The sequence below is a fragment of the Pedobacter cryophilus genome, assembly GCF_005116455.1.
Lineage (GTDB): Bacteria > Bacteroidota > Bacteroidia > Sphingobacteriales > Sphingobacteriaceae > Pseudopedobacter > Pseudopedobacter cryophilum.
In genome coordinates this window covers 266,882-292,541 of record NZ_SWBP01000002.1, presented here as the reverse complement: position 1 = coordinate 292,541, position 25,660 = coordinate 266,882, and the positions used below count along the sequence as shown (strand labels likewise).

19 protein-coding genes and 1 tRNA gene are annotated in these 25,660 nt (G+C 32.7%); 7 read left to right on the top strand and 13 right to left on the bottom strand.

The window, feature by feature from the left end; genetic code table 11:
* Positions 1 to 83 precede the first annotated feature (83 nt).
* The 4 genes from FA046_RS06475 to tsaD form a co-directional block, all read right to left on the bottom strand.
* Positions 84 to 803: a hypothetical protein gene (locus FA046_RS06475; protein ID WP_136825573.1), complete on the bottom strand. Its 720-nt coding sequence runs from the start codon at positions 801 to 803 to the stop codon at positions 84 to 86.
* Positions 804 to 876: 73 nt separating this feature from the next.
* Entirely contained in the window at positions 877 to 1,227 is a 351-nt protein-coding gene (locus FA046_RS06470; protein WP_136825572.1) for an ArsC family reductase, read from the bottom strand.
* 157 nt (positions 1,228 to 1,384) lie between these two features.
* Positions 1,385 to 1,945 (bottom strand): aminoacyl-tRNA hydrolase, encoded by a 561-nt coding sequence (gene pth / locus FA046_RS06465; RefSeq protein ID WP_136825571.1) that lies wholly within the window; start codon positions 1,943 to 1,945, stop codon positions 1,385 to 1,387.
* A 4-nt stretch (positions 1,946 to 1,949) separates the two neighbouring features.
* On the bottom strand, positions 1,950 to 2,951 hold the full coding sequence (gene tsaD, locus FA046_RS06460) for a tRNA (adenosine(37)-N6)-threonylcarbamoyltransferase complex transferase subunit TsaD (RefSeq protein WP_136825570.1): 1,002 nt from the start codon (positions 2,949 to 2,951) through the stop codon (positions 1,950 to 1,952).
* Between tsaD and FA046_RS06455 the strand changes: the two genes are divergently transcribed.
* Positions 2,893 to 7,452: a translocation/assembly module TamB domain-containing protein gene (locus FA046_RS06455; RefSeq protein WP_225870891.1), complete on the top strand. Its 4,560-nt coding sequence runs from the start codon at positions 2,893 to 2,895 to the stop codon at positions 7,450 to 7,452. The two genes, tsaD and FA046_RS06455, sit on opposite strands and share 59 nt — an antisense overlap.
* Positions 7,453 to 7,461: 9 nt before the next feature.
* Here FA046_RS06455 and FA046_RS06450 read toward each other — a convergent pair whose 3' ends face one another.
* From FA046_RS06450 to FA046_RS06435, 4 genes are read right to left on the bottom strand one after another with little or no spacing between them, the layout of a single operon-like run.
* Positions 7,462 to 8,670: a bifunctional 3,4-dihydroxy-2-butanone-4-phosphate synthase/GTP cyclohydrolase II gene (locus tag FA046_RS06450; RefSeq protein ID WP_136825569.1), complete on the bottom strand. Its 1,209-nt coding sequence runs from the start codon at positions 8,668 to 8,670 to the stop codon at positions 7,462 to 7,464.
* A 1-nt stretch (position 8,671) separates the two neighbouring features.
* On the bottom strand, positions 8,672 to 9,829 hold the full coding sequence (locus FA046_RS06445; RefSeq protein WP_136825568.1) for a glycosyltransferase: 1,158 nt from the start codon (positions 9,827 to 9,829) through the stop codon (positions 8,672 to 8,674).
* Positions 9,829 to 11,268, bottom strand: a complete 1,440-nt coding sequence (locus FA046_RS06440) for an LptF/LptG family permease (protein ID WP_136825567.1) — start codon at positions 11,266 to 11,268, stop codon at positions 9,829 to 9,831. Before FA046_RS06440 ends, FA046_RS06445 begins: the two co-directional genes overlap by 1 nt.
* Before the next feature lie 20 nt (positions 11,269 to 11,288).
* A complete protein-coding gene (locus FA046_RS06435) occupies positions 11,289 to 11,672 on the bottom strand; it encodes an START-like domain-containing protein (protein WP_136825566.1) in 384 nt (127 codons plus the stop codon).
* 491 nt (positions 11,673 to 12,163) lie between these two features.
* Here FA046_RS06435 and FA046_RS06430 point away from each other — a divergent pair.
* Both FA046_RS06430 and FA046_RS06425 read left to right on the top strand, forming a co-directional pair.
* Positions 12,164 to 12,237: transfer RNA gene (locus FA046_RS06430), tRNA-Met, on the top strand.
* A gap of 86 nt (positions 12,238 to 12,323) precedes the next feature.
* On the top strand, positions 12,324 to 12,995 hold the full coding sequence (locus FA046_RS06425; protein WP_136825565.1) for a DUF2652 domain-containing protein: 672 nt from the start codon (positions 12,324 to 12,326) through the stop codon (positions 12,993 to 12,995).
* Here FA046_RS06425 and FA046_RS06420 read toward each other — a convergent pair.
* Entirely contained in the window at positions 12,934 to 14,121 is a 1,188-nt protein-coding gene (locus tag FA046_RS06420) for a Pycsar system effector family protein (RefSeq protein ID WP_136825564.1), read from the bottom strand. The genes FA046_RS06425 and FA046_RS06420 overlap by 62 nt on opposite strands.
* Positions 14,122 to 14,216: 95 nt before the next feature.
* Here FA046_RS06420 and FA046_RS06415 point away from each other — a divergent pair, with 95 nt between their 5' ends.
* The 4 genes from FA046_RS06415 to FA046_RS06400 all read left to right on the top strand — a co-directional run bounded on the left by FA046_RS06415 (position 14,217) and on the right by FA046_RS06400 (position 21,057).
* Positions 14,217 to 15,125 (top strand): SdiA-regulated domain-containing protein, encoded by a 909-nt coding sequence (locus FA046_RS06415; protein WP_136825563.1) that lies wholly within the window; start codon positions 14,217 to 14,219, stop codon positions 15,123 to 15,125.
* Entirely contained in the window at positions 15,112 to 18,861 is a 3,750-nt protein-coding gene (locus FA046_RS06410; RefSeq protein WP_136825562.1) for a metallophosphoesterase, read from the top strand. The genes FA046_RS06415 and FA046_RS06410 overlap by 14 nt, the downstream gene beginning before the upstream one ends.
* A gap of 87 nt (positions 18,862 to 18,948) precedes the next feature.
* Positions 18,949 to 19,770, top strand: coding sequence for an alpha/beta hydrolase (locus FA046_RS06405; protein ID WP_136825561.1), 822 nt, complete (start codon positions 18,949 to 18,951; stop codon positions 19,768 to 19,770).
* A 102-nt stretch (positions 19,771 to 19,872) separates the two neighbouring features.
* Positions 19,873 to 21,057, top strand: coding sequence for an ATP-binding protein (locus FA046_RS06400; protein WP_136825560.1), 1,185 nt, complete (start codon positions 19,873 to 19,875; stop codon positions 21,055 to 21,057).
* A gap of 34 nt (positions 21,058 to 21,091) precedes the next feature.
* On the opposite strand, the gene ispG is transcribed toward FA046_RS06400, so the two are convergent.
* From ispG to FA046_RS06380, 4 genes are all read right to left on the bottom strand, one after another.
* Positions 21,092 to 23,089 carry a (E)-4-hydroxy-3-methylbut-2-enyl-diphosphate synthase gene (ispG, locus tag FA046_RS06395; RefSeq protein WP_136825559.1) on the bottom strand — a complete coding sequence of 666 codons (1,998 nt, stop codon included), beginning with the start codon at positions 23,087 to 23,089 and terminating at the stop codon, positions 21,092 to 21,094.
* A gap of 450 nt (positions 23,090 to 23,539) precedes the next feature.
* Positions 23,540 to 24,148 (bottom strand): RDD family protein, encoded by a 609-nt coding sequence (locus FA046_RS06390; protein WP_136825558.1) that lies wholly within the window; start codon positions 24,146 to 24,148, stop codon positions 23,540 to 23,542.
* Positions 24,149 to 25,099, bottom strand: coding sequence for a LiaI-LiaF-like domain-containing protein (locus FA046_RS06385; RefSeq protein ID WP_136825557.1), 951 nt, complete (start codon positions 25,097 to 25,099; stop codon positions 24,149 to 24,151).
* Between the two features lie 9 nt (positions 25,100 to 25,108).
* A complete protein-coding gene (locus FA046_RS06380; RefSeq protein WP_136825556.1) occupies positions 25,109 to 25,645 on the bottom strand; it encodes a PspC domain-containing protein in 537 nt (178 codons plus the stop codon).
* Between the last annotated feature and the right edge of the window lie 15 nt (positions 25,646 to 25,660).

Below are 25,660 nucleotides of genomic sequence, written 5' to 3'. Positions count from 1 at the left end.
GGTAATATTTTTGATATACGGCTGTATCAAAACAGTGTTCATTATCTTTTATGAAGAGATTGATAAGAAATACGTGAAACAAATTACCTCCCTCCAAATGATGTTTTGGGTAAAGGCGGATAAATTCTTTCTTCGGCAGGTAGCTTAATGTATTTATTATAGGAGTTTACAATGTAGGTTCTTAAGTCTACATCATTCATGGTGGAAACCTGAGAGTAAGTTGGACGAAAATAAGACATAAAGTCTTCTAAAAGCTGCCCTCTTATTTTAGTTAATTCGGTTACTAAAGTTTTATTAAACTTTTGATCAATTAGTTTTTCATTTAACTCACTATCCATAAATTTTTGGAAAGCTCTATTTTGCTGGGATTGTTTACTAAAAGCGTTTACCAAACTTACTTTACCATCAGAAGATAAAACGTTTGTGGTAGCTAAAGAATATGCTGATGAATAAACCGACCTCACGTTTTCTGGTCTGTTAATGGCTTTTGCATTTACCACAACTTCATCTAAAACAATAAGGCTTGGCCTCATAATTACCATTTTAGGACTTAAATTTTCTATAATTAAGGTATCACTTTGGTAACCAGGGCAAGAAAAAACTACTAAATCACCTAATTCGGCGGTTAAAGAAAAATCACCTTTTTGTCCGCTGTGGTCAACTTCTCTTTGGGTAAGGTTGTTTACAAAAACTAGTTTTAATTTACTTCTACTATTTGCATCATAGGCTGTGCCTGTAAGCACATTTTGAGCTTGCAAAAAAAGTGGGAAAAGAAAAAAAAGTATAATTAAACTGTTTTTCATTATTTACAAAATTCTATTAATATCTGATCATTAGCAAATACTTAACGTTATTTAACGCTTTACAGACTTTTTATTACAAAAAATTGCTTTGGTATTGGTTTTCGTCAAAACCAATGAGGTTGCCTTTTCCGCTTTCTATTACAGGTCTTTTGATAGCGCTGGTTTGTTGTTTCATTATTTTAATGGCTGATTGTTGATCCTGAACGGCTAATTTTGTAGCCTCATCTAAGTTTCTCCAAGTCATACCTTTTTTATTTAGTACGGTTTCCCAACCAAATTCTTCACACCATTTTTGAAGTTGCTCTTCAGAAATACCTTCTTTTTTATAGTCGTGAAAATCATAATCGATGTTGTTTTCTTCTAAAAAAGTTCGGGCTTTTTTAACCGAACCACAATTTGGGATGCCGAATACTTTTACTTTCATGCTACGAATTTAAAGATTTTTTGAATTGCATAGGCCTAATTTATATAAACACGATAGCAGTGGCAGCCCACAGCGCTATTTCTTTTTGAGGAAATAGGGCGAGGACTATAACGTATAGCGTGACTAGCGGAACGAAAAAGCACAGGAAATTGCTTTTCTATTTATTAAAATTTGTCATGGTGAGCTCTACTCCTATGGTTGCAAAGCTTTTAATCATTTCTATAGATTTATCTATTAAAGCTGGAAGTGCGGGCAATTCATCAGCATCAAAACCACTTAAAACATAATCTACCTGCCTACCTTTTGGGTAATTATCCCCAATTCCGAAGCGCAAACGAGCATATTCATTGCTATCTAGCATACCTTCTATACTTTTTAAACCATTATGCCCAGCGGCACTTCCTTTAGGTTTTAATCTTAAAGAACCAAATGGAATGGCTAAATCATCTACTATAATAAGGATATTTTCTTTTGGGATTTTTAAGTCCTGCATCCAATAGGTTACGGCTTTACCACTTAAATTCATGTAAGTAGTAGGTTTTATTAAATGCAGTGTTCTTCCTTTTAAATTAATTTCTGTGTAAGCTGCCAAGCGCATAGTAGAAAACTTTACACCTGCTTCTTTCACCATTTGGTCTAACACCATAAAGCCAATGTTATGACGATTATCGGCATATTCTGATCCTATATTTCCTAATCCAACGATAAGATATTTCATAAAATTAAAAAGGCATTCGGGCTAAAGGAGCAACATCTTGCCCCACAAAATCTTTGTTTAAGTATTTATAATAACCTGCAATGGCTATCATAGCGGCATTATCTGTACAATATTCAAATTTTGGGATAAAAACGTTCCAATTTTTTTGAGCGGCTAATTGTATTAAGCCCTCTCTTAAACCTGAGTTTGCCGATACTCCACCAGCAATGGCTACATCCTTTATTTGATACAAATCGGCTGCTTTTTTGAGTTTATTTAACAGAATTGAAACTATTCTAGCTTGCACAGAAGCACAAACATCATTCATGTTCTCTATTAAAAAATTTGGATTTGCTTTTAGTTGATCTCTTACAAAATAAAGAATAGAAGTTTTTAAGCCGCTAAAGCTGAAATTTAATTCGGGAATTTGAGGTTCGGGAAATTTATATTTTTTGGGATCACCAGTTTTTGCATGTTGATCTATTAATGGGCCACCCGGGTAAGGTAAATTTAAAATTTTAGCTGTTTTATCAAAAGCTTCGCCTGCGGCGTCATCTAAAGTTTCGCCAACTATTTGCATATCAAAATAATCTTTTACCAAAACTATTTGCGTATGCCCTCCAGATACGGTTAAACAAAGAAAAGGGAATGTTGGCTTAGGATGATCAATAAAATGCGCTAAAATATGAGCCTGCATGTGGTTCACCTCAATTAACGGAATGCTATTTGCTAATGCAAATGACTTGGCAAAAGATGTACCTATTAATAAAGAGCCTAACAAACCTGGCCCTCTAGTAAAAGCTACTGCATCTATGTGATTTTTGTTTATTTTTGCTTGAACAATTGCCTGGTGAACGGCTGGAATGATGTTTTGTTGATGAACACGAGATGCTAATTCTGGAACAACGCCGCCGTATTGGTGATGAATAGCTTGATTAGCAATAACATTAGATAAAATTTCTCCGTCTATGCAAATAGAAGCAGAGGTTTCATCACAAGAAGATTCTATTCCAAGAATAATTGACACAAAAAAGAGTTTAAAATTAAAATACAAAACTATCAAAAAAGTATTCAAAATCACCCTTTACGTTTTAATTGCCATTCTACTATTGTTAGGCGGGTTAATTTTCTCGCTTCAATTTAAACCCGTTCAAACTTGGGCAGCAAAAAAAGCTGCCAATTATTTGTCTGAAGAATTAAAAACCAAGGTAGAAATTAAGAGTTTATACCTAAAACCTTTTAAATCTTTGGTTTTAGAAGGGTTTTATCTTCAAGATTTAAATAAAGATACTTTAATAAATGCCCCAAAACTTACTGTAGATATTAGCTATTTCGCTCCCTTCTCTGAAAGAAAAATTACACTACAAAATATTGAATTAGAAAACGGAAAGTTTTATTTAAAAACTTATAAAGACAGTACAACCAATTTATCTTTTTTAATAGATTATTTTAACCAAGGCCCAGTAGATACTACAAAAAAGATTAAGCCTTTTGATGTGACCATCAATAATGTTGTGGTTAAAAATTTAGATTTTAAGTACAAAAACTACTTAATTAAAGACACTTTAATGAAGGGAGTTAATTATGATGATGTGCATGTAAAACATTTAAGTGCTATTATTAATAATTTAGACACTAAAAATTTCATCTTTAAAGCCCAAATTAATCACTTAAATTTTTTTGAGAAAAGTGGTTTTATCTTAAAAGACTTAACAGCCGCTGCTACCATAGATACCAACAAAATTGTTTTGGAAAGAATGGTTTTGAAAACTCCTAACACTACTTTAACTGATTATTTTAGTATGAAGTTTAAGGATTTTTCAGACTTTAACGATATTCAGAATAAGGTTGTTTTAGAAGGCCATTTTAAAAACGCTAAGATTAACGCTAAGGATATTGCTTTTTTTGCACCACAGCTAAGCAACATGAATTTATCTTTTGATGTGAGCGGTGATATTAAAGGAAAAGTTGATGATTTTAAAGCTAAAAATTTCACCTTAAAAACAGGTAAAGCCAGTTACGTAAAAGGTAATTTTCATGTTAAAGGTTTACCCGATTTAAAAAACACTTTTTTAGATTTAGATTTCGATCAGGTTTACACCAATAAAACTGATATTGAATACATCATTGAAAAAGTCACAGGAAAAAGAGCTAAAAATATTCCTCCTATTTTAACCAAGTTTGGAAACATCAATTTTACAGGTCAATTTACTGGTTTTCAAAACGATTTTATTGCTTACGGAGATTTTAAAACCAAATTAGGCAGGTTAAAATCTGATGTGAACATGAAAATTAACGGCGCTGGTATTCCTTCTTATTCTGGCAAATTACAAGCTATTGATTTTAACCTTGGCGATTTATTAGATGAGCCTTCTCTTAATAGGACAAGCTTTATAGCTAATGTAAATGGTAGAGGATTTGATATAAAATCGTTAACAGAAACCCTTACTGCAAAAGCTACTTACTTTGATTATAACAATTACAGGTATAAAAACATTGCTGTTAATGGTAAAATTAGAGGTCAACTTTTTGATGGTAAACTTACCGTAAATGATAAAAATGTTAAATTAGATTTTACCGGATTAGCCAACCTTAATCCAAAATTACCCGATTTTAATTTTGTTGCAAATGTTAAAGGCGCCAATTTAAAAGCCCTAAATTTCACAACAGATACCATACAAATAGATGCTGATATTAGAACTAATTTTACAGGCAACAGCTTAGAAAACATTCAAGGAGATTTAGCTATTCATCAAATTAGGTTAACCAATAATGAAAGATCTTTTGTTGTTGATTCTGTTTATTTAAAAGCCGAAGGCATTGGTAAGGACAGATTATTAGCCTTAACTTCTGATATTGGAGATGCTAAAATAAAAGGAAATTATGATTTAGCCACTTTACCATCAGCATTTAAAACTATTGTAAAAAAATATATCCCATCTTTCCAAACTAAAATTTACCCTTCAAAACCTCAGAATTTTGAGTTTAACATAGATCTTAAAAACTTCGACTTTATTTCGAGTCTGTTTATTCCAAAATTAAAAATCCCAGAACGTGGAGCCTTTAATGGCATATTTGATACTGAAAAGGATATTGCTACAGTTAACGGATATATAAAAACCTTAACTTATGACGGAATGACTTTTAGTAATATCATTCTTGATGAAAGCACTACCAGTGAAAATTTAGTTGCCACCATATCTTTAGATAAAATTGAATTATCTGAAGGAGGCGTATTTGTACAAAACATCATCATTCAAAATACATTAAAAAATGATAGTCTTACTTTTAACGTGAAATTATCTGATAAAGACGCCACCAACCAACTGGATTTATACGGTTTAATTGAATTTGGTTTAGATACTTTGGCTAAAATTAGCTTGCTGCCTTCTGATGTAATTATTGATAACCAAGTTTGGAAAATAAGAGATCAGGTAAGAATTAAATTTGATAATAACAGAACCCTTATAGATGGCTTTGAGCTTTCTAGCGATAAACAATTATTCGCCATAAATGGCGCTATTTCTTCATCAGAAGACGACCAATTAGAGGTAGTGATACAAGATTTGAAACTCACTTCATTAAGTCAGTTAACCAAAAGCTTTGGCGTAAAACTAAACGGAACCATGAATGGAACGGCCAACCTCTCGGCAATTTTAGGTACCCCAAAAATACAATCAGATATTACTATTGATTCCTTAAAATATAACGATACCCAAGTTGGAGACCTTAAAATGGCTTCTACTTATAACAACTTTACTAGCAAAATAGATGTGGATGCTGTACTTTTTAAAGGCGGCAGTAAAACCATGGACGTTAAAGGTAATGTAGATTTCAAAAGCGAAACCAACAATTTAAACTTAGATCTTATTTTAGATAAAACAGAGCTCATCATTTTTGAACCTGCTGTAAAAACTTTAGTATCAAAACTTAAAGGACAAATTTCATCTGATTTAAAAGTGAGTGGTAAGTTTAGTGCCCCAAAAATTAATGGAAATGTAAGCTTTGTAAACTCGGGTCTTACGGTAAATTATTTGCAAACCGCTTATACCATTAATGATGAAATAAGCATTGAAAATAGTGTAATTAAGGTAAACGGATTAACCTTAAAAGACGAGTTTCAAAATACCGCTATAGCAAACGGTACAGTTGACATTAACAATCCTACTAATCCTATCATCAATCTTAAAATAGATGCCAACAACTTTATGGCATTAAACACCACAGCTAGTAATAACCCGCTTTATTATGGAAAAGCATTTAGTACTGGTAATTTTAGTTTTGTTGGCCCTACAAATGCCATGAGGATTAATATCAAAGCCAAAACAGAAGAAGGTACTGTTTTTACCATCCCATTAAATGGGGCATCAACAGTTGGAGCTAATGATTTTATAGTTTATGTAGCTAAAGATTCTAGCCTAAATAAAAAAACTGATGATAAGTTTTTTAATGGCTTAACCATGGAATTTAATTTAGAAGTAGATGAGAAATCTACTGTTAATATTTTAACCGAGGTAGGAAATTTAAGTGGCGCCGGTGATGCACAGTTAAATTTAAAGATTACCACTTTAGGTGATTTTGAAATGCGAGGTGATTATATTATAAACCAAGGGCAATTTGACTTTACAGCCAATAATATCATCAATAAAACTTTTGATATAAGAAAAGGTGGTACCATCCGCTGGACGGGTAACCCAGCTGATGCTGAAATTAATTTAAACGCGGTTTATACAACAAGAACATCATTATTACCTCTTTACAGTGCCGCAGGTAGAACCGTAACAGATGATCAAAGAAATACAAGAGTAGTAGCCGAAGCCGAAATGCTTTTAAAAGGCTCTTTACTTAATCCAGAAATAGATTTTAACCTTAATTTTCCTAATAACTCCAGCATTAAAACAGAACTGCAAGGCTATTTAGATGATAAGGATAATGAAGCCCAACAAGTGATAAATTTGGTGGTAAGAAATAACTTTAATGGAAACTCTAGTGCAGGTATTGGATTAGATGAGCAAACTTTAATAGGCTCTGGTTTAGAATTAGGATTGAGTAAACTAAACAATATTATATCACAATCTTTAAATCTTAAAAATTTAGACTTGAATATGCGCTCTTTAAGTGAGATTGGTTTTGGGTATAGTTTTCTTAATGGCCGTTTAAAAATTAGTGGTAACCTTGCCAATAACAAATACAACAACGATCTATTTAATAATAATGTATTTAATTCTACCCTGAGTGAATTAACCAGAGATGGAGAGATGACTTATGATATTAGAAAAGATGGAAGTTTTGTAGGTAAGGTTTTTCAAAGACCTGCAAACCGAGATTTCTTTAACTTAAGCAGTGATATTTATATTAATGGTTTGGGTTTAGTTTACGTTCAGGAGTATGATACTTTTGATGAGTTTATTAAAAGCACTTTTGGAAGAAAAACAAAACAGGAAAAGAAAGAAGCTGAAGAATCTAAAGAAAAGCCTAAAACAATGCAAAAATTAATTGTTCCTCCTAAAGAGGAGGAACAAGACTAATGGCAATAATTACGAATCACTTTTCATGATGGTGTGCCCCATCCTATCTCTTTTAGTTTTTAAATAAGTGTCGTTGTGCTTGTTAGATTCAATTTCTATCTGAATATTTTCTACCACTTCTAATCCATAACCAATTAACCCAGCTCTTTTTGTTGGATTGTTAGTCATTAAACGCATTTTTCTTACCCCTAAGCTTCTTAAAATTTGTGCCCCAACACCATAATCTCTTTCGTCCATTTTAAAGCCCAAGGCAATATTAGCATCAATGGTATCCATGCCCGCTTCTTGAAGGTTGTAAGCTTTTAGTTTGTTTATTAAACCAATTCCTCTACCCTCTTGATTCATGTAAAGAATCAATCCCTTTCCTTCTTTCTCTATCATTTCCATAGATTTATGCAATTGCGGGCCACAATCACATCTACAAGAGCCAAAAATATCTCCGGTAATACAAGAGCTATGCACTCTCACTAAAACAGGCTCATTTTCTTCCCAGCTACCCTTAATTAAAGCAATATGGTTTTCTTGGGTATTCACTTGGGTAAAAGCAGCCATTTCAAAATCGCCCCACTGGGTAGGTAAATTAATAGTTACTTCTTTTTTAATTAATGATTCGGTTCTTAAACGATAAGCAATCAACTCCTCAATAGAAATTATTTTCATGTTTAAATCCCTAGCCATTATTTCAAGCTCAGGTAACCTAGCCATTTCACCTTGTTCATTCATGATTTCACAAATCACTCCTGCTGGTTCTAAACCTGCTAAAACGGCTAAATCTATGGCCGCCTCTGTATGTCCTGCTCTTCTTAAAACGCCTCCATTTTTAGCAATCAGAGGAAAAATATGCCCTGGTCTTCCTAAATCTTCTGGCGTTGTTTTTGGGTCAATTAATGCTAAAATAGTTTTTGAACGGTCTGAAGCCGAAATTCCGGTGCTACAACCATGTCCGTTTAAATCAACAGAAACCGTAAAATTAGTTTCAAAAGTGGCTGTATTGCGTCCAACCATTAATTCTAAATCTAATTCACTACATCTTTGCTGTGTTAAAGGAGCACAAATTAAACCTCTGCCATGAGTGGCCATAAAGTTAATCACTTCTGGAGTAGCATTTCTGGCTGCAGTTAAAAAATCACCCTCGTTTTCGCGGTCTTCATCATCTACTACAATGATTATTTTACCTGCTTTTAAATCTTCAATTGCTTCTTCTATTGTATTTAGCATATCATCTTCTTCTTTGAGTTATATCCCAATAACCCACTTCTATCCCTCTTAAATAATTGAAAAAACCTATCATCAAGGCTATATTCATCATCAGAAAATAGTGTGCAAATTTAACCAATTTATTGATTGACTTTAATTTACTGGCGACATAAACCGTCAGAGGGGTGCAATAAAAAAGTACCTGAAAAATCATTACAACCTGATAAATCCAACCCTTATCTAAAAGTAAAAAATTGAAGATTAAGATACTCAATAAAAAAAATGGAGTAAACCACCGCAAACCTTTGTGTGACCAAAAACAAAAGCCGATTGGCTTAAATATTTGAGTGAAAGTTTTAAAAAAATAGGCCAAATTCTGGAAATTTCCGGCCGAAATTCTTTTTCTTCTCTTAAATTCTACAGCTACAGAACCTATTAATTCTTCATAACAAAGCGATTCCTTTTCTAAAATACAGCGCTGATTCTTTTTTAAAACTTGAGTGGCAATAAAAAAATCGTCGACCAAAAAATTCTCTGGAATAGTTACAAAAAACTCTTTTCTGAAAGAGAAACAAGCACCAAATGGAGCAATTGTACTTCCCCAAATTAAACCCTCGTTATATTTGATATTATTCTCCCAAGAAACATATTTTTTTTCTTGATAAGTGATATGATCATCTTTGGGAATTTGATTGATGACTAAACTGGCCACTAAACCTATATTTTTATCCGAATAGTTTTTAAGGTTTTGCTTAATTGCATCTTTCTCAAAAATGATATTGGCATCAGTTAATAAGATCAAATCAAATTTTGAGGCTTCAACTAATTTATTAACCACAAATGATTTTCCTTTTCTTTCCTGATGCGATAAGAATTTAAGTTGAGGATGTAAATCCATCAAATGGATAACAATATTTTCAGTTTGATCATCAGATCCATCTGAATAAACAATTACTTCTATTTTATCTAAAGGATAATTATTCTTGAAAATAGATTCGATTTTACTTTTGATGCATAGCTCTTCATTATAAACCGGAATAATGATAGAAACGAAAGGTTCTAAATCAGTTTCTAAAGGAGAAACTTTTATTTTTTTTGCTATAATATTTAGAATTGCCGGATAAACAAGATAGGTGTAGACTATTAAAAAGATGAAAACCCAAAAAAAATATTCGATCATTAATCTTTCTTTTTGCGATTGAATACTTTTTTGTAGAGATTTTTATAAGCGTCTACATCAAACAAAGCCGAATCTATGGTTGCTTTATAAGTTAAAAACAATCCCACAGGAGTAAGAACAAAAATGGCCAACCACATGCCTATTACAGGAGAAAGATTGCCTCCTTTAACATATTTTTCTCCAACAGTGCTAATGATATGATAAATTAAAAAGAAAACTACCGATACTACAACTGGTAAACCTAGGCCTCCTTTTCTAATAATGGCGCCTAAAGGTGCACCAATAAAAAATAAAACCAAGCAAGAAAATGCCAACGTAAATTTCTTATTGTATTCTATTAAATATCTTCTAATAATATTGATATAATCTGTTGATTGTACATTAATTGTTGAAACTGCTTCTTTTACCATTCTGGCATTTTCCTTAGCACTTACAACAATCATTTCCTTTTGATTTTTTCTTATTCCTGCAAATATTTTTTGCTTTTTAAAGTTAAGACTATCTAAAGTTTTTGATGATTTATATCTGTTAGCTTGATAGTATATTTTAAAATAAGGCTTTACTGCATTAAAAGTAGTTTTTGTAATGCTATCATTAAGTTTAGAAACCGAATCTTTAGAGGCTACCAATTGTTTAAGGTTTAACATTTGATAATTACTTTTAAAAAGGCTTTCATCTTCTCTTTTAAATTGAAAGCTGGAAAGATCAAATTTTTGCTCGGTTTCTTTAAATCTTAATCTAGTTAATTGCTGCCTTGGGTTATAGCCAGTTTTACCTTGTCTTTCTTCATATCTTACACCATCTCTTAAAGTCAAAATCAAAAAATTACCATCTTTTGTTTTACTCATTTCCCCTTCACGGGCCATTAAAACATTGGTATTCCCTTGCGCATTAGATTGATCGTATATTACTATGTCTCTTAATATGTCTCCACTATCTGTTTGTAATTTCTTTTCTACCCTGATAGAGTAACCGGGGATACTGTTGTTAAAAATCCCTTCTTCAATTAAAAAAGCAGCTTTTTGCTCTCTTACATCATAAAGTAACGAACCCATTTTCAAATTAGCTACCGGCAGCATATAATCTGAAAACAAAAATGCGCCAATACCTAAAAATGTAATTAAAACAAACAAGGGAGCCATAGCTCTTTGAAGTGATATACCCGCAGATTTTATGGCAACCAGCTCGTAATTTTCACCCAAGTTTCCAAAAGTCATGATGGAGGAAAGAAGAATAGAAAGTGGCAGTGCCATAGCCACATTGGTAGCTGAGGCATACATCAACAGCTGTAGAATTACATACCATTCAAAACCTTTTCCAATTAAATCATCTATGTATTTAAAAAGAAAAAGCATCAGCAGTAAAAACATCACAATAAAAAAAGTGACAATAAACGGCCGTATGAATGCTCTTAATAGTAAAAGATGAATTTTTTTCACTTTGCTAAATTAGCAAAAAATCAAGCTCCAATTACACTTAAAAGACCTTCTATTTGAATATTCCAAATCAACTGGCGGTCTTTTAAATTTTCCTCTAAAGCAAAATCAGTAACTAATAACGCTACATCATTAGTTAACTCATCTTTCACAATTTCTAATTCAAAATAAGTGTAAGGCTCATCATCAACCCAATGAAATTTCACTAATTTATTTTCCTTGAAAGATAAAAGCTTTGCTTTTTGCTCCTCACCATCGTCCCAAATAAAATTGTAAACGTGGTCTCTTACGCGTACATCATCAGAAAACCATTGTGCTAAACCATTAGGTTCGCTAATAAAACTATAAAGTATTTTAGGAGAAGATCTAATTTCGTATTCCAGAACAAATTTTAACTTTTCGGCCATGTATAAATATCTATAAAAGATTAAACTTGAAAAAAATTTTCTTGCCTTCTTTTTCTAAAGGAAAGTATTTTAGTCTATAAATGCAACTCAATTTTCAAAACATATTGGTTGATTAATTCAATTGTACTAATAATAATTGGAAACAACGTAAGATTATTCATCTTGAAATCAATAACAAAAATATAATGACTAAAAAACTGCTATACAGTGGAGTTTTTGATCATTAATTAGGCGCTTAAATTCATAAATATAAATTTCACTATTTACTTTGTGGCTCTTTAAATAATTGTTTTTGAATGTATTATCAAGCACATCCTTACAGATAACTTCACAAGTCTATTTTTATCGTTTAAAAAACAGAAGAAGTTTATCATTTATTTAAAAAAATTCGCATCTTTGCACTCGCAAATGGCTGTTGTAGTGTTAACCATGCTTCAACAAATAAGTCAAATAAAATTAAAAAAACACAATAAAACAGTGTTTAAACCCACGGCGGGGTAGCTCAGATGGTTAGAGCGCAGGATTCATAACCCTGAGGTCGGCAGTTCGATCCTGCTCCCCGCTACAAAATAGCTTCTTCATCGAAGCTATTTTTATTTGTAAGCTTGGTGTTTTAAAATCGTTTCAAAAAATAGCTGGTTTTTAATTGTCATGAAAAATAAATCTTTGGTTCCTGTATTCTTTTGTATACCAGACCTTACGGGTTTCACTAAATTTATTACCTCTACCGAAACGGTTTTTGCCAACCAGGTAATTACTGATCTCCTCAATCAGATTGTTTCTTCAAACATGTTAGACATGAAGGTGGCTGAAGTTGAAGGTGATGCCGTTTTTTTTTACCGTACCGGCAGACTTCCTGCTGTGGGTAAAGTAGCCAAACAGTGTAAAAACATTTACGACACTTTTAAAGAAAAAATTGATTCTTACCAAACTTCACATCCCGAAGAATACCAACAGTTTTTAGCTGATGAACAATTGGGTATAAAAATCGTCATCCATTTTGGACATATCAGTTTAGTAAAAATAGAAGGTCGCACTAAGTTAATGGGTGAAGATGTTATTCTTGTTCACAAACTTTTAAAAAACGGAATCCCCGAACCTAATTATATTTTACTTACTGATAATTATACTTTAAAATTAAAGGATAAAAAAACAGTAAAAAACTGGTTCAACTGGGAAAGCGTTAAAAAAGGATCAGAGCAATATGAGCATTTTGGACTCACCCACTACAGCTATATTTCTTTAGTTGATTGTAAAAATTTTAAGAAGAAAAAATCACAATTACCAAAAAGCTTACCCCGCATAATATCAAACCCGTCATAAAAATATTGTAAGACCAAGTAAGTAGCTTATATTTTTTGACTAACACCACACCTAAATGATATATATCAGTTGACATACTGCTGTATAAAGATTCCTTCTCATCTTTTAATCCTTTTACATGACTCACAAATTCATTTAAAGAAAGCTGAGCAAAATTACCAAAGAAAAGCGCACTGCTGGTTTTGTTAGACAATTCGTACTTTTCTTTACTTGTAATATTAGGTCTTGCAGATAAAATAGCAAATACCACCGCTACCAAACTACTTATTACTAAAAAAAGCATCGGAAAAACAAATCTTACGTGAGTTATTCCTTCTCCTGTAAAAGTATAACTAGATCCAAAAAGGGTAATCACCAAAGAAATAATGATGGTATTTACACTAATCATAATGTTTGCCTTGTTATCTGCCAGGGCACTTAAATTCATGTGATTATCATAAACAGAACGATATAAAGTTTCTATGCCTCTTCCTTCCTTGTTTGCTTTAAGTTTAGTACTATCTTCTTTAGTTTGTAGTTTAAACTGGTCACTTTTTAATTTTTCAACAACCTCTTTTTGCTGTTGAATATTCTTTTCTCTTTTATCGCCATACTTAGCCTGAGCATAAGTAGTTTTAAAATTTTTAGAGATAATAAAGTCTAATTGCACTTGTGCCCACTCTAAATCGGTATATGTTTTTTCATAAACCAGTTCCCACTCAAAGCGTAATAGTTCGGCTCGTTCAAAAAAATTGCTTTTCCCAATGTTTATATAATCAGCATCATGCAAAATTTCTTCTAAAATATTTGCATGCTTTTCATCAACCTTGGTGCTTAAAATTAATGCTTTAATGAGCTCCAATCTGGCTTTAGGGAAATCTTTTCCTAAAAAACCTTCGGCTATTTTTACACTTTCTTCTTCATGGTTTTTATAACCTTTTGTATATCCGGTATCATGCATCCAAGCGGCAATCAATAAATCTTCTTTTTCGGTACTATTTATATCATAACCCTTAGCAATTTTCTCTGCTGCTTCTACAGTTTGCTGGGTATGAATGTAATTATGATATAAATAATTTGTAGAAAGTTTTTCCTTAAACAAATCGAAAACGAAGACTGATATATGATCAATTAGAGATTCTTTCATGATACTTTTTAAATGGTTTAAAATAAATATGAACTCATGGTATAAGATTTGACTTTAACACAAGAATAACTAATCTTACAATTTTAAATCCACAAATGAATAAATTATTAACATTCATGATACTTTGTTGCTTTTTTAGCTCTTGTTCAAACAATAATAAAAAAAATAAAGAGTCCAAATCATTAAAAACAGAAAAGATATTACCTCAAAATTATGAGGTTTACCAATTACCCAAAGAATTAAATGAGATTTCGGGAATTACTTTTATTAATGATAGCTTAATTGCTGCAATTGAAGATGAAAACGGTATTGTTTATTTTTATGATTTACTAAAAAAAGAGATCGTTAAAACAATTGAATTTTCTACTCCTGATGATTTTGAAGATTTAGTAAAGGTGGGTAATGATATTTACGTGGTTAGGGCTGATGGTACTATTTTTAAAATAGAGAATTTTACCGATAAAAAACCTGTGATTAGCCAATTTAAAACACAATTAAGCACAGAAAATAATATAGAAAGTTTAGCTTTTGATAGTCGAAATAATACTTTGTTACTAGCCGTTAAAGACAAAAACATTGTTAAAGACAAAGAAACAAAAGGAATTTACAGCTTCTCTTTAGCTACTAAAAAATTAAATACCACCCCTACTTATCAAATTAAGTTGGATGCCATTGAAGCCCAATTTAAAGGGGATGCCATTGAAGAATCATCCAAAAAATTTCTAAAAATAATTGGAAATCAAAATCTAAACGAGATTATAAGACCTTCTGCAATGGCTTTTCATCCTGTAAGCCATGATTTGTATGTGCTATCAGCAATTAATCAAATTATTGTTGTTATATCTAAAGATAACGTACTTAAAAAAGTCATCCCGTTTAAGGGTAAAGAATTTATACAACCAGAAGGGATTGCTTTTAATGCTAAAGGCGAATTATACATCTCTAACGAAGGCAAAAATAAAGCAGGAAATATCATTAAAATAACAGGCATTGATACCAACTAAACACCCCAAACTTCTTATTCTTTTAGTAGCCAGTTTGTGCTATGCTTCTTGTACTACTTACAAACCTTTTTACGCTAAAAGCGAAAGAGATTGGAAAAAAGCAAATAACCCAGATTCTTTAACCTTAGATTATACCGTCTTTTTAGTTGGAGATGTAGGAAATCCCAGTCTTGGAGAGCAAGAGCCAACGCTTAAGTTAATGGAATCTCAGCTTTACCAAATTGACACCGTTTTTTCTAACGGAAAAAGAGATACCGTTATCAAAAAAACATCAAGCAAAAAAGATGTCGCAATTTTTTTAGGTGATAATATTTATGAATTCGGTTTGCCCGAAGTTGATGCATCTGATCGTGGTGAAAAGGAGAAAAAAATTATTGAGCAAATGCGAATCGTGAAAGACTTTGCAGGAAAAAAAATATTTATTCCTGGCAATCATGATTGGAACAAAAGCCGCCCAGGAGGTTTAGCCAGCATTAAAAGGCAAGAAGAATTTGTTGAGAATTACTTAGATAGTACCGATGTTTTTTTACCTAGCAATGGATGCGGTGGCCCGGTAGAAATTCAAATGAACAACAACTTGGTTGTGATTGTAATTGATAGCGAATGGTGGCTTACTAAATACAGCAAATCTAACCGTTATGAGCAAGGTTGCACCTCAACCACTAAAGAACAACTTATTGCACAAGTAAAAGATATTGTACTAAGAAACAAAGGAAAAAATATTGTTTTAACAGAGCATCATCCTTTATTTTCTAACGGAAAACATGGCGGCTACTACACCTTTACTGATTACATGTTTCCGCTTACCTTGGTAAGAGATAATTTATTTATTCCACTGCCGGTTATTGGTTCTATTTATCCTTTATTAAGGCAATATGGTTTATCAAACCAAGATCTTTCTAACAAAGACTATCAACAACTAAAAAATAGCTTGCTGGCTGTTTTACAAGATCAAAAAAATGTGGTGATTGCTACCGGACATGAGCATGCCCTGCAATTAACAAAATACAAAGATCTTAACCATATTATTAGTGGCGCTGGAAGTAAAAATAGCGCATTATTTAAAGGAAACGGCGCATTATTTGGACATGGCACTAAAGGTTTTTCTAGATTAAATTACTATAAAAACGGGCAATGTTGGGTAGAGTTTTGGGAGCCTATTGGCGATGGTAGCAAAGGTGAATTAGTTTATAGAGCTCCTTTATATTCTTTACCTGCAAGCAAACAAGATGTAAAAGAAGAAAACCTGATTAACTATTCTGATTCTACAAAAATTATGGCTGTTGGCGAGCAGTACAAAGCTTCTTCAGTAAAGAGAGCCATCTTTGGCGAACATTACCGTAGCGTTTGGGCAACTCCAATCAAAATTCCTTACTTAGAATTAACTTCGTTTGCCGGAGGCTTAACACCTTTACAGCTTGGAGGAGGCAACCAAACCACTTCTTTAAGAATGATGGGGAAAGATGGCAATCAATACCAATTTAGAACAGTAAATAAAGACCCATCCGCACTTTTACCTGATGGCTTTACCAATACTTTTGCCGATGAATTTGTTCAAGATCAAATTTCATCAGCACATCCATTTGGGGCTTTAGCTGTGCCTGGCTTAGCAAATGCTGTAAAAGTTTTTCATGCTAATCCTAAACTAGTTTACATGCCCTATTCTACATTATTAGGGCCATATTTACAAGAAGTTGGCGGTAAAGTGGGTATTATAGAAATCAGACCTGATGAAGATCTTTCTCAATTTAAAAGTTTTGGATATACCAAAAATGCAGTGAGTACAGAAACCATGTATGAAAAGTTAAAAGAAGATAATGATAACGAAGTTGATCAGAAAAGTTTTTTAACTGCCCGGTTATTTGATATGCTTATTGGCGATTGGGATAGGCATGAAGACCAATGGAGATGGGCCGAATTTGAAAAAGATAAAAAAATAACTTATAAGCCTATTCCAAGAGATAGAGACCAAGTATTTACCAAATTTGATGGCCTTTTACCAAAATTAATAAAAGGGATGATTCCTGATATTCAGTCTTTTGAAAAGGAAATTAAAGACCCTGCAGAACTCTCTATTGCAGCTAGAAACTTAGATAGAAATTTATTGAATCAGCTTTCTTACCCGGATTGGATTAAAATTGCACAAACCATGCAAAGTCAACTGACTGATAGTGTGATCATCAATTCGGTAAAGCAAATGCCGCCGGCGGCATACCAACTTACCGGTGAATTAATTATAGAAAAGCTAAAATTAAGAAGGAATAACCTAGAAAAAACAGCCATAAGTTATTACAAAACATTAGCAAAAGAAGTCACTATTTCTGGGTCTGATAAATATGAATTTTTAGAGATTAACCGTACCGAAGACGAAACCATCGTTAATATGTATAAAGTAAAAAAAGACGGTGAAAAAGATGGTCTTATTTATACCAGAAACTTCGATAATCAATTGACTAGAGAAATAAACATCTATTTATTAGGAGAAAAAGATAGTTTAGTGATTAAAGGAGAATCAAAATTGCCCATCAAATTAAGAATAGTTGGAGGGAAAGGGAAAGATTACCTGGCTGATGAAGCCAAAAATGGAAGAACACTGCTTTTTGACACTCCTGATAATAATTTTAAAGATGGTTCAAATACAAAAATCGTTAAATCTGAAAGTGATTGGGTTAACGATTACCAACCTGAAGGATTTAAATACGATAAAAAATCCCTTTCTATAAATGCTGATTTTAAGAATGCAAAAGATGGTATTTCTATTGGTTTAGTCCACTCTATAAAACACTATGGGTTTAGAAAACAACCTTACAGTTATGAGCAAAAAGCATCTCTTTTACATTCATTACAATCAAGAGCTTATTTTGCAAAATATAAGAGCACTTTTTATTCTCTATTAGCAAATAAACTCGATTTAGTTTTAGATGCAAAATATGCTGGCCCTGCCTATTCTTTTAACTACTACGGTATAGGAAATAGCACCACTAATATAAATGATGAAGTTGATTTTTATAGAGTGAAATCAGAAGTTTTAACCTCTTCTATCTTTATCCAATATCAACTTTCAGATCATATTAAATTTGGGATAGGGCCCGGTTTTGATTTTACAAAAATATTAACCAGAACCGAGCCTACCTTTTTAGCTGCACAAAATAGTACCTACACTAATCCCGGTAGGTTTGCAACCCTAAAAAGTTATTTCAATATGAGCTTTGTAGATAATGAACTTGCCCCTAAAACCGGTTTTAAATGGAATAACTCTATAAACTACTTTAATGAAATTAATGGCGAGAAAGATAAATTTGTACACATTAGTAGTGTAGTTACTACTTACGGAACTCCTAATATTGCTTTTCCCGTAAATTTTGCTTTAAGATTTGGAGCCGAGACTAATATTGGAAATTACAAATTTTACCAGGCTAACCAAATTGGAAACAATCACTACCTAAGAGGTTTTCGTAACCAAAGATTTGCCGGCAGAACTACTTATTTTGCCAATTCAGAAATGCGTATTCCTGTTTCTAGTTTTAGAAATTACATATTCACAGGAGATTTTGGAGCTTATGCTTTTTATGACATTGCAAAAGTGAGCTCAAATATTGCCGAAAACAATAACTGGCATCAAGGTTATGGCCCCGGTATATGGGTTAATCTTTATAATAAAGCCTTATTATCATTAGGATATGGGTTTTCTAAAGAAGGTAAAGTAATATCTTTTAGTACAGGTTTTAGATTTTAATAAAAATGAGCTCCTTAAATTTTTTATATCTATATATTATTAAAGTTTTTTAGGATTTCTAAATTAGAAATACGATTATTGATTGATATGTTTAGCAACGAAAAATTTGAAATATCTGGTGTAAATGAATTACCAATTATTGGTGATATTACTTTTTGTGATCGCTATCCAGAATATGTGGTGATTTTTGCACACGGTTTTAGAGGTTTTAAAGATTGGGGCACTCATCATTTGGTGGCCACCTATTTTGCTGATAAGGCCATAAATTTTATCAAATTTAATTTTTCGCATAGCGGTGTAAACCCTAAAGATTTATCAGATATTACTGATTTAACAGTTTTTTCTAACAACACCCCATCTAAAGAATTATCTGACTTAAACCAAGTAATTGGTTTTGCAAAAAATAAGTTTCCTTTTTTAAAAATAGCCTTGATTGGCCACAGCCATGGTGGTGGAATTAGCATTTTACAAGCCGCTACCGACCTTAGAATTGATAAATTAATTACTTGGGCTGCCATTGGTGCTTTTAGAGATTTATGGAAACGCGAAGAGGAGATAGAATGGAGAAAAACAGGCACTCTTTATACGCTAAACGCCAGAACAAAACAACAAATGCCCTTAAATATCTCGCTTTTAGATGATGTAATTACACATGAAAAAGAATTTGATTTAAAAGCGGCTGCTAAAAATATATCTACTCCTTGGTTAATAATTCATGGAGATAATGACCCTGCAGTGAATGTAGAAGTAGCAAAAGAATTCCACACTATTCAACCTCAAAAATCCGAATTATTGATTATTGAAGGTGCTGATCATGTTTTTGGAGCAAGTCATCCCTACACAAACGAAACATTACCTAAAGATTTAGAGCAGGTTTGTAAGGCTTGCGCCGATTTTATATTAGACTAAATCATGATCTCATTTACGCTATAAAATCCAATTTATAAGATCATTTCATTTTACTCAATATATTGAGTAATTTTACTCAATATATTGAGTAATTTGTAAAACATGTTCCAAAGATCTTATTTACAACAACTTACAACAAGAATAAAAGAACCAAAAAAGTTTATTCAAGTGTTAATGGGACCTCGTCAAGTGGGTAAAACTACTTTGATTGGGCAATTAATTAAGGAGATAAACATTCCGCATCAGTTTGAATCTGCTGATGCAGTACCTGCTTCTGACAGCGTTTGGTTAACCTCTTTATGGGAAAGTGTAAGAATTAAAATCAAAAACGAAGGAATTGAAGAATTTCTATTAGTGATTGATGAAATACAAAAAATTGATAATTGGAGCGAAATAGTTAAAAAACTATGGGACCAAGATAGCAGAGAAAACATCAACATTAAAATTATCTTACTCGGTTCATCTAGGTTATTATTACAACAAGGTCTTACCGAATCTTTAGCCGGTCGTTTTGAATCTACTTATGTAGGGCATTGGTCTTTTAAAGAAATGCAAGACGCTTTTGGTTTTACTGCCAATCAATATGTTTGGTTTGGCGCTTATCCTGGCTCCGTTTCATTAATTAATGAAGAAGAACGATGGAAAAATTACATCAATAATTCATTGATAGAAACCAGTATTTCTAAAGATATTTTAATGTTAACCAGAGTAGACAAACCCGCATTAATGAAACGTTTATTTGAGTTAGGCTGCTTATACTCTGGTCAAATACTTTCTTACACCAAAGTACAGGGACAATTACAAGATGCGGGGAATACCACCACGCTTTCGCATTATTTACAACTTTTAGATACCGCTGGTTTATTAGCAGGAATAGAAAAATACGCCGCAGATGTCATCAGAAAAAGATCTTCGAGTCCAAAATTTCAGGTTCACAATAATGCTTTAATTAGCGCTCAAAGAAATGAGTCTTTTAATGAAATACTTGAAAATAAACAAGAATGGGGCCGAATGGTAGAATCGGCAATTGGAGCTCATTTAGTCAACTCCGCTTTAGTTAATAATTTTAATGTTTATTATTGGCGACACAGAAACGATGAAGTAGATTTTGTTTTAGAAAAACGAGGTCGAGTAATTGCTTTGGAAGTGAAAAGCAATGATGCAACCAGTCTTTCTGGATTAAATGCTTTTCAAAAATATTTTAACCCCTCTAAAGTTTTATTGATTGGAAATAAAGGCTTGCCTTGGGAAGAGTTTTTAAAAATTAATCCAGCTGAGATTTTTTAACCCAATTTACGGTTAAATTCATTTCAACATGACATCAATTTACTTCTTCCTTTTCTATCCAATTACCATCCACTTTAATGATGTCTATCATCTCATTTAAAGCGTTATCAGAACTTACATTTTTCTTCACCACCTCTTTACCTCGGTATAAAGTAATTTTACCAGGACCAGTACCAACATAACCATAATCGGCATCAGCCATTTCACCGGGGCCGTTTACAATGCACCCCATAATGCCAATTTTAATCCCTTTTAAATGATCTGTACGACTTCTAATCATTTGGGTAGTTTCTTGCAAATCAAACAAAGTTCTACCGCAGCTTGGGCAAGAAATGTATTCTGCTTTTGATATTCTTGATCTGGTAGCTTGCAAAATTCCGAAAGAAGTAGAAACCCTAAATTTAGTAGAAACCTGAGGAGCATCTAGCCAAACACCATCGCCCAAACCGCCTAATAATAAAGCGCCTAAATCAGTTGCAGCATAAAGCTGAGCTTTTAATTCTTTCTCTGCTAAGTTTTCATTTTCATCAAAAACATAAGATCTTTTGATAATTACAGGCGTATCAATTCCGGCATTCATCAGCTTAAAAAAGAAAGCTCTTTGATCTGCCATGCCGCATTCTTGTGTGGTTTCTAATACAAAAACCAAAGTTTTATCAAAAGGTAAAGCAGCAAAATCATCACTATCTAAATCATGATTAGAAACCCTTACCAAATTTAATGCAATGTCTTTTTCAGCAGCAACTAAATATTCTTTCAAATTATATAATGGGTGACAATTAGTTTTTGAAGAAAGATTTTGCCAAGTTTTATAATTGTAAAGCTGTTTTAAATTCCCCGGAAACTCAAACGAAGGTAACTCATCACCTAAATAAGCAAAATCAATAGACTGATCGCCCATGTTGTACTTATCTAAAATTGGCGAATAATTGTATCCAGCGGCAGCTAAAATGCCTACATCTTTTAAGTTTTGGTCTGATAAATCTAAAATTACTCGTGGTACTTGATGACCACCAATAAACGTATTTAGCTCTGCCGAAGCTCTTTTATTGTACTCAAAAGGAGAATATCCTTCTGGAATTTCAAAATCAGGTTCTTCAACGTCAGCCGCCATCACCTGCTTTCTATTTTCATAACGTTGTGCCAAAGCTTGTGCAACCGGAATTTCAAACTCAGGTTCTTCGGTTAAAGAAACACGAATGGTATCGCCCAAGCCATCTTCCAATAAAGTACCAATCCCTACTGCAGATTTTATTCTCCCATCTTCTCCATCGCCAGCCTCAGTAACCCCTAAATGCAAAGGATAATTCATTCCCTCGGCAACCATAGTTTGCACCAACAAACGGTAGGCCTGTACCATCACCTGGGTGTTACTAGATTTCATAGAAATTACCAATTGATGATAATCCATACTATGGCAAATTCTTATAAATTCCATGGCTGATTCTACCATTCCCTTTGGAGTATCTCCATACCAACTCATAATACGGTCTGACAGCGACCCATGATTGGTTCCAATCCTCATTGCTGTTCCGTTAGCTTTGCAAATTTCTACCAGCGGGGCAAATTTTTTCTTGATTCTTGCCAGCTCAATTTGGTAGGCTTCTGGGGTATAATTTATTTCTTCAAACTTCTTTTTATCGGCGTAATTACCTGGGTTTACCCTTACTTTTTCTACAATTTTAGCGGCTAATTCGGCAGCGTTTGGGGTAAAATGAATATCGGCAACTAGCGGCGTAGTGTATCCTTTTGCAGCTAATCCTTTTTTAATCTCTAATAAATTTTGTGCTTCTTTCATGGAAGGAGCCGTAATACGCACATATTCGCAGCCTGCATCAATCATTCTTATACTTTGCGCTACAGAACCTTCGGTATCCATAGTATCTGTAGTAGTCATAGATTGTATTCTAATAGGGTTGTTTCCGCCCATTAAAACACCGCCAACGTTTACTTCACGAGTAATAAACCTAGAATATTGGGTGATAGAATTACAGTAATTTCCTTTTAAAGCCTTTGTTGCTTTAGTTTCCATGCAAAAAATAATTTGGTCAAAAATACACGTTTTATATTAAATAGTTTTTCTTTTAAAAAGTTTGGATGGAAGCAGAACGTTTAAAGTTTAGAGATAAAAGTTTAAAATAGAAAGTGAAAAGTTAACATTAAAAAAAGGTTAGATTTTTGGGTGTTCGAGCGGGCTTTGCGCTGTATTCCCGATGAAAAATCGGGAGATGCCGCTGCAATCCCTAACACAAAAATATTGAGCTAATTACTCAGTTAAATCTAGTTACTTCTTACACCCTTTTCTGTTATGAACATTAGAAATAAAACATAGTTAAAAACCACTAAAATTTATAATCTAAACCGGATTGAAATGGAAATCCTTTTTGTTTTTCACAAAAAGATTGTAATAAAAAGCCGGACTAGCGGAAATTACTTTTATTGGTTTTGCTTTCCAAAATATTTTAAAACTGATAATTTAAGTCTACACCAATCTATCCTTTATTACTAAGGTATCAGCTATTATATCATGTAAGCATTGTTGTTTTTTATTGAGGAAACTGTATAAGTATCCAAAGAAAAACAGCCCTGTACTAATGATTTTAGAAAGATTTCTGATTAAAATTTGATTGAATGTAGGTTTTAAACCCTGCAAATTAGTGACTCTAATGTTTAACATTTTTTTTCCTAAGGTAGCCTGTTGAGCATTCTCGAGATAAACCTGATAAACAAACTTTGAAACTGGGATGATAATGATATTGGCTAATAATATAAAAATGGTTTGCTCTCTTTGATCTAAAATTAAGATGGTGATGAGGTCTAAAACGGCAATAATACCAGCAATGATAAACCAATCTAATACGCTGGCTAACATTCTTAAATCAAAGCCAGCAAAATATTGTGGATTTGTGTATTGTTTAGCAAAACCCAAAAATTCCCTTAATTCAGGGAATTCATGAGCTTCTTTATAATCGTCCATTAAGGGTGTTCTGAGGAACGAATCGGGTTTAACCTTTTGAGTTTTTAATTCCTCTAGTGTAAACGGTCCGGCTGGTTTACCATTAATAACTAAAGTATATTTTGTTTGGTTCATTTAATAACGATTCACATTAAAATCACTTAAACCACCTTTTAATACAATATTTATTTTTTTTGCGGCCGAGCGGTAATTTGAAGTTTCGTAAGTTCCATCGGCTTTTTTGACAAAACCATCAAAATCTTTAGAGGATAAGCCTGTTGAAGTTTTGATTTGGCAACCCATACTTTCTGGTACTTCTATTTTTACTTCGGCAACACCAGTTTCTGCTGTTAAATTTACGTTATTGTATAAATCGCCAACCTTTACATTAAACTCTGCAGCGCCACCTTTTAAGTAAATGCTTTTTACTTTATGGTTACTGAGGTCAAAATCTGCTTTTCCGGCACCAAAAAATAAGCTTACATCCCATAAGGGCTGTGTATTTAACATCATCACCACGTCATCAAATTCTTCGTTTTTAAAAGAATAATTGCCTTTTTTATTTTTAGAGTTGAAATCTAAAACTGCGCTGCTATCTGTCTCTGTCTTTTTTAAATAATAACGAGACTTTGTTTGATTTAAATTAGCTTCAAATAGTTTATCAGTTCCAGCTCTTAGTTCAAAAGCGCTTGCTCCTCCCCTAATATTAAGTTTAGCGGTTTTAAATTTAGGATCATAATCTTCTATGTAAGTACTAGATATTTCTGTATTGTTTAAAGAATCGTTATCAAATTCATCATTATCATCAGAATAACTCCAATTCCAACGTGATGTATTTTCTCTTTTTTGAAGCCCCATATAAGTAATTACGCCCAAAGCCATTATAGTAATTAAGGTAGTTGCTAATAAACCCACCTTAGAGTTAGAGCGAGAGAATAATATGTTTACGCCAATTAAAATTAAGATTACTGGCCAAAAACGCCAGGCGTAATGCCAGCTAAAATCTATTACTCCAAAGTTTTCTAAAAGGAATATGCCACCAATAAATACCAATAGTATTCCCCAAAATATTTTATCTGTTTTCATAATTTCTAATTAAAATGAGTCGTTTTTATTAGTTGCTTCTTCTGTTGGTGTTTCATCAGTTTTTTTCTTAAAATCTGAGGTGTCAAAATCTTTTGGTTGAGATTCTTGCTTGGCTCCCTTAAATAAAATACTTAAACCAATCACTACAAATACCAAAGGCCATAATTTGCCTAAACGAAACCAATTAGGAATAATATCAAATTCATCTAAAAGAAAATAAGAGCCCAAACCAATCAATACTAATCCCCCAATTAAATTCATATTTACTTTCTCTTTGGGTTTAAAAGTAGATTCAAAATTATTTGGTTCATCGGGGCTAACCCTATAATCTGTTTTAAAATCTCCAAATTTAAATGGCCCATTATTTTCTTCGGGAACGGCAATCCATAAAATAATATAAATCCATATTCCACCGCCGCCAAAAAAAGCTGCTAAAGCAAAAGCAATTCTTACCCAAGTTACATCAAGCTGAAAATAATTTGCTAAACCTGATGCCACGCCAGCAACCATCTTATTACTGGTGTCTCTTGTTAATTTCTTAGTCATGTTAATTTTTCCTTT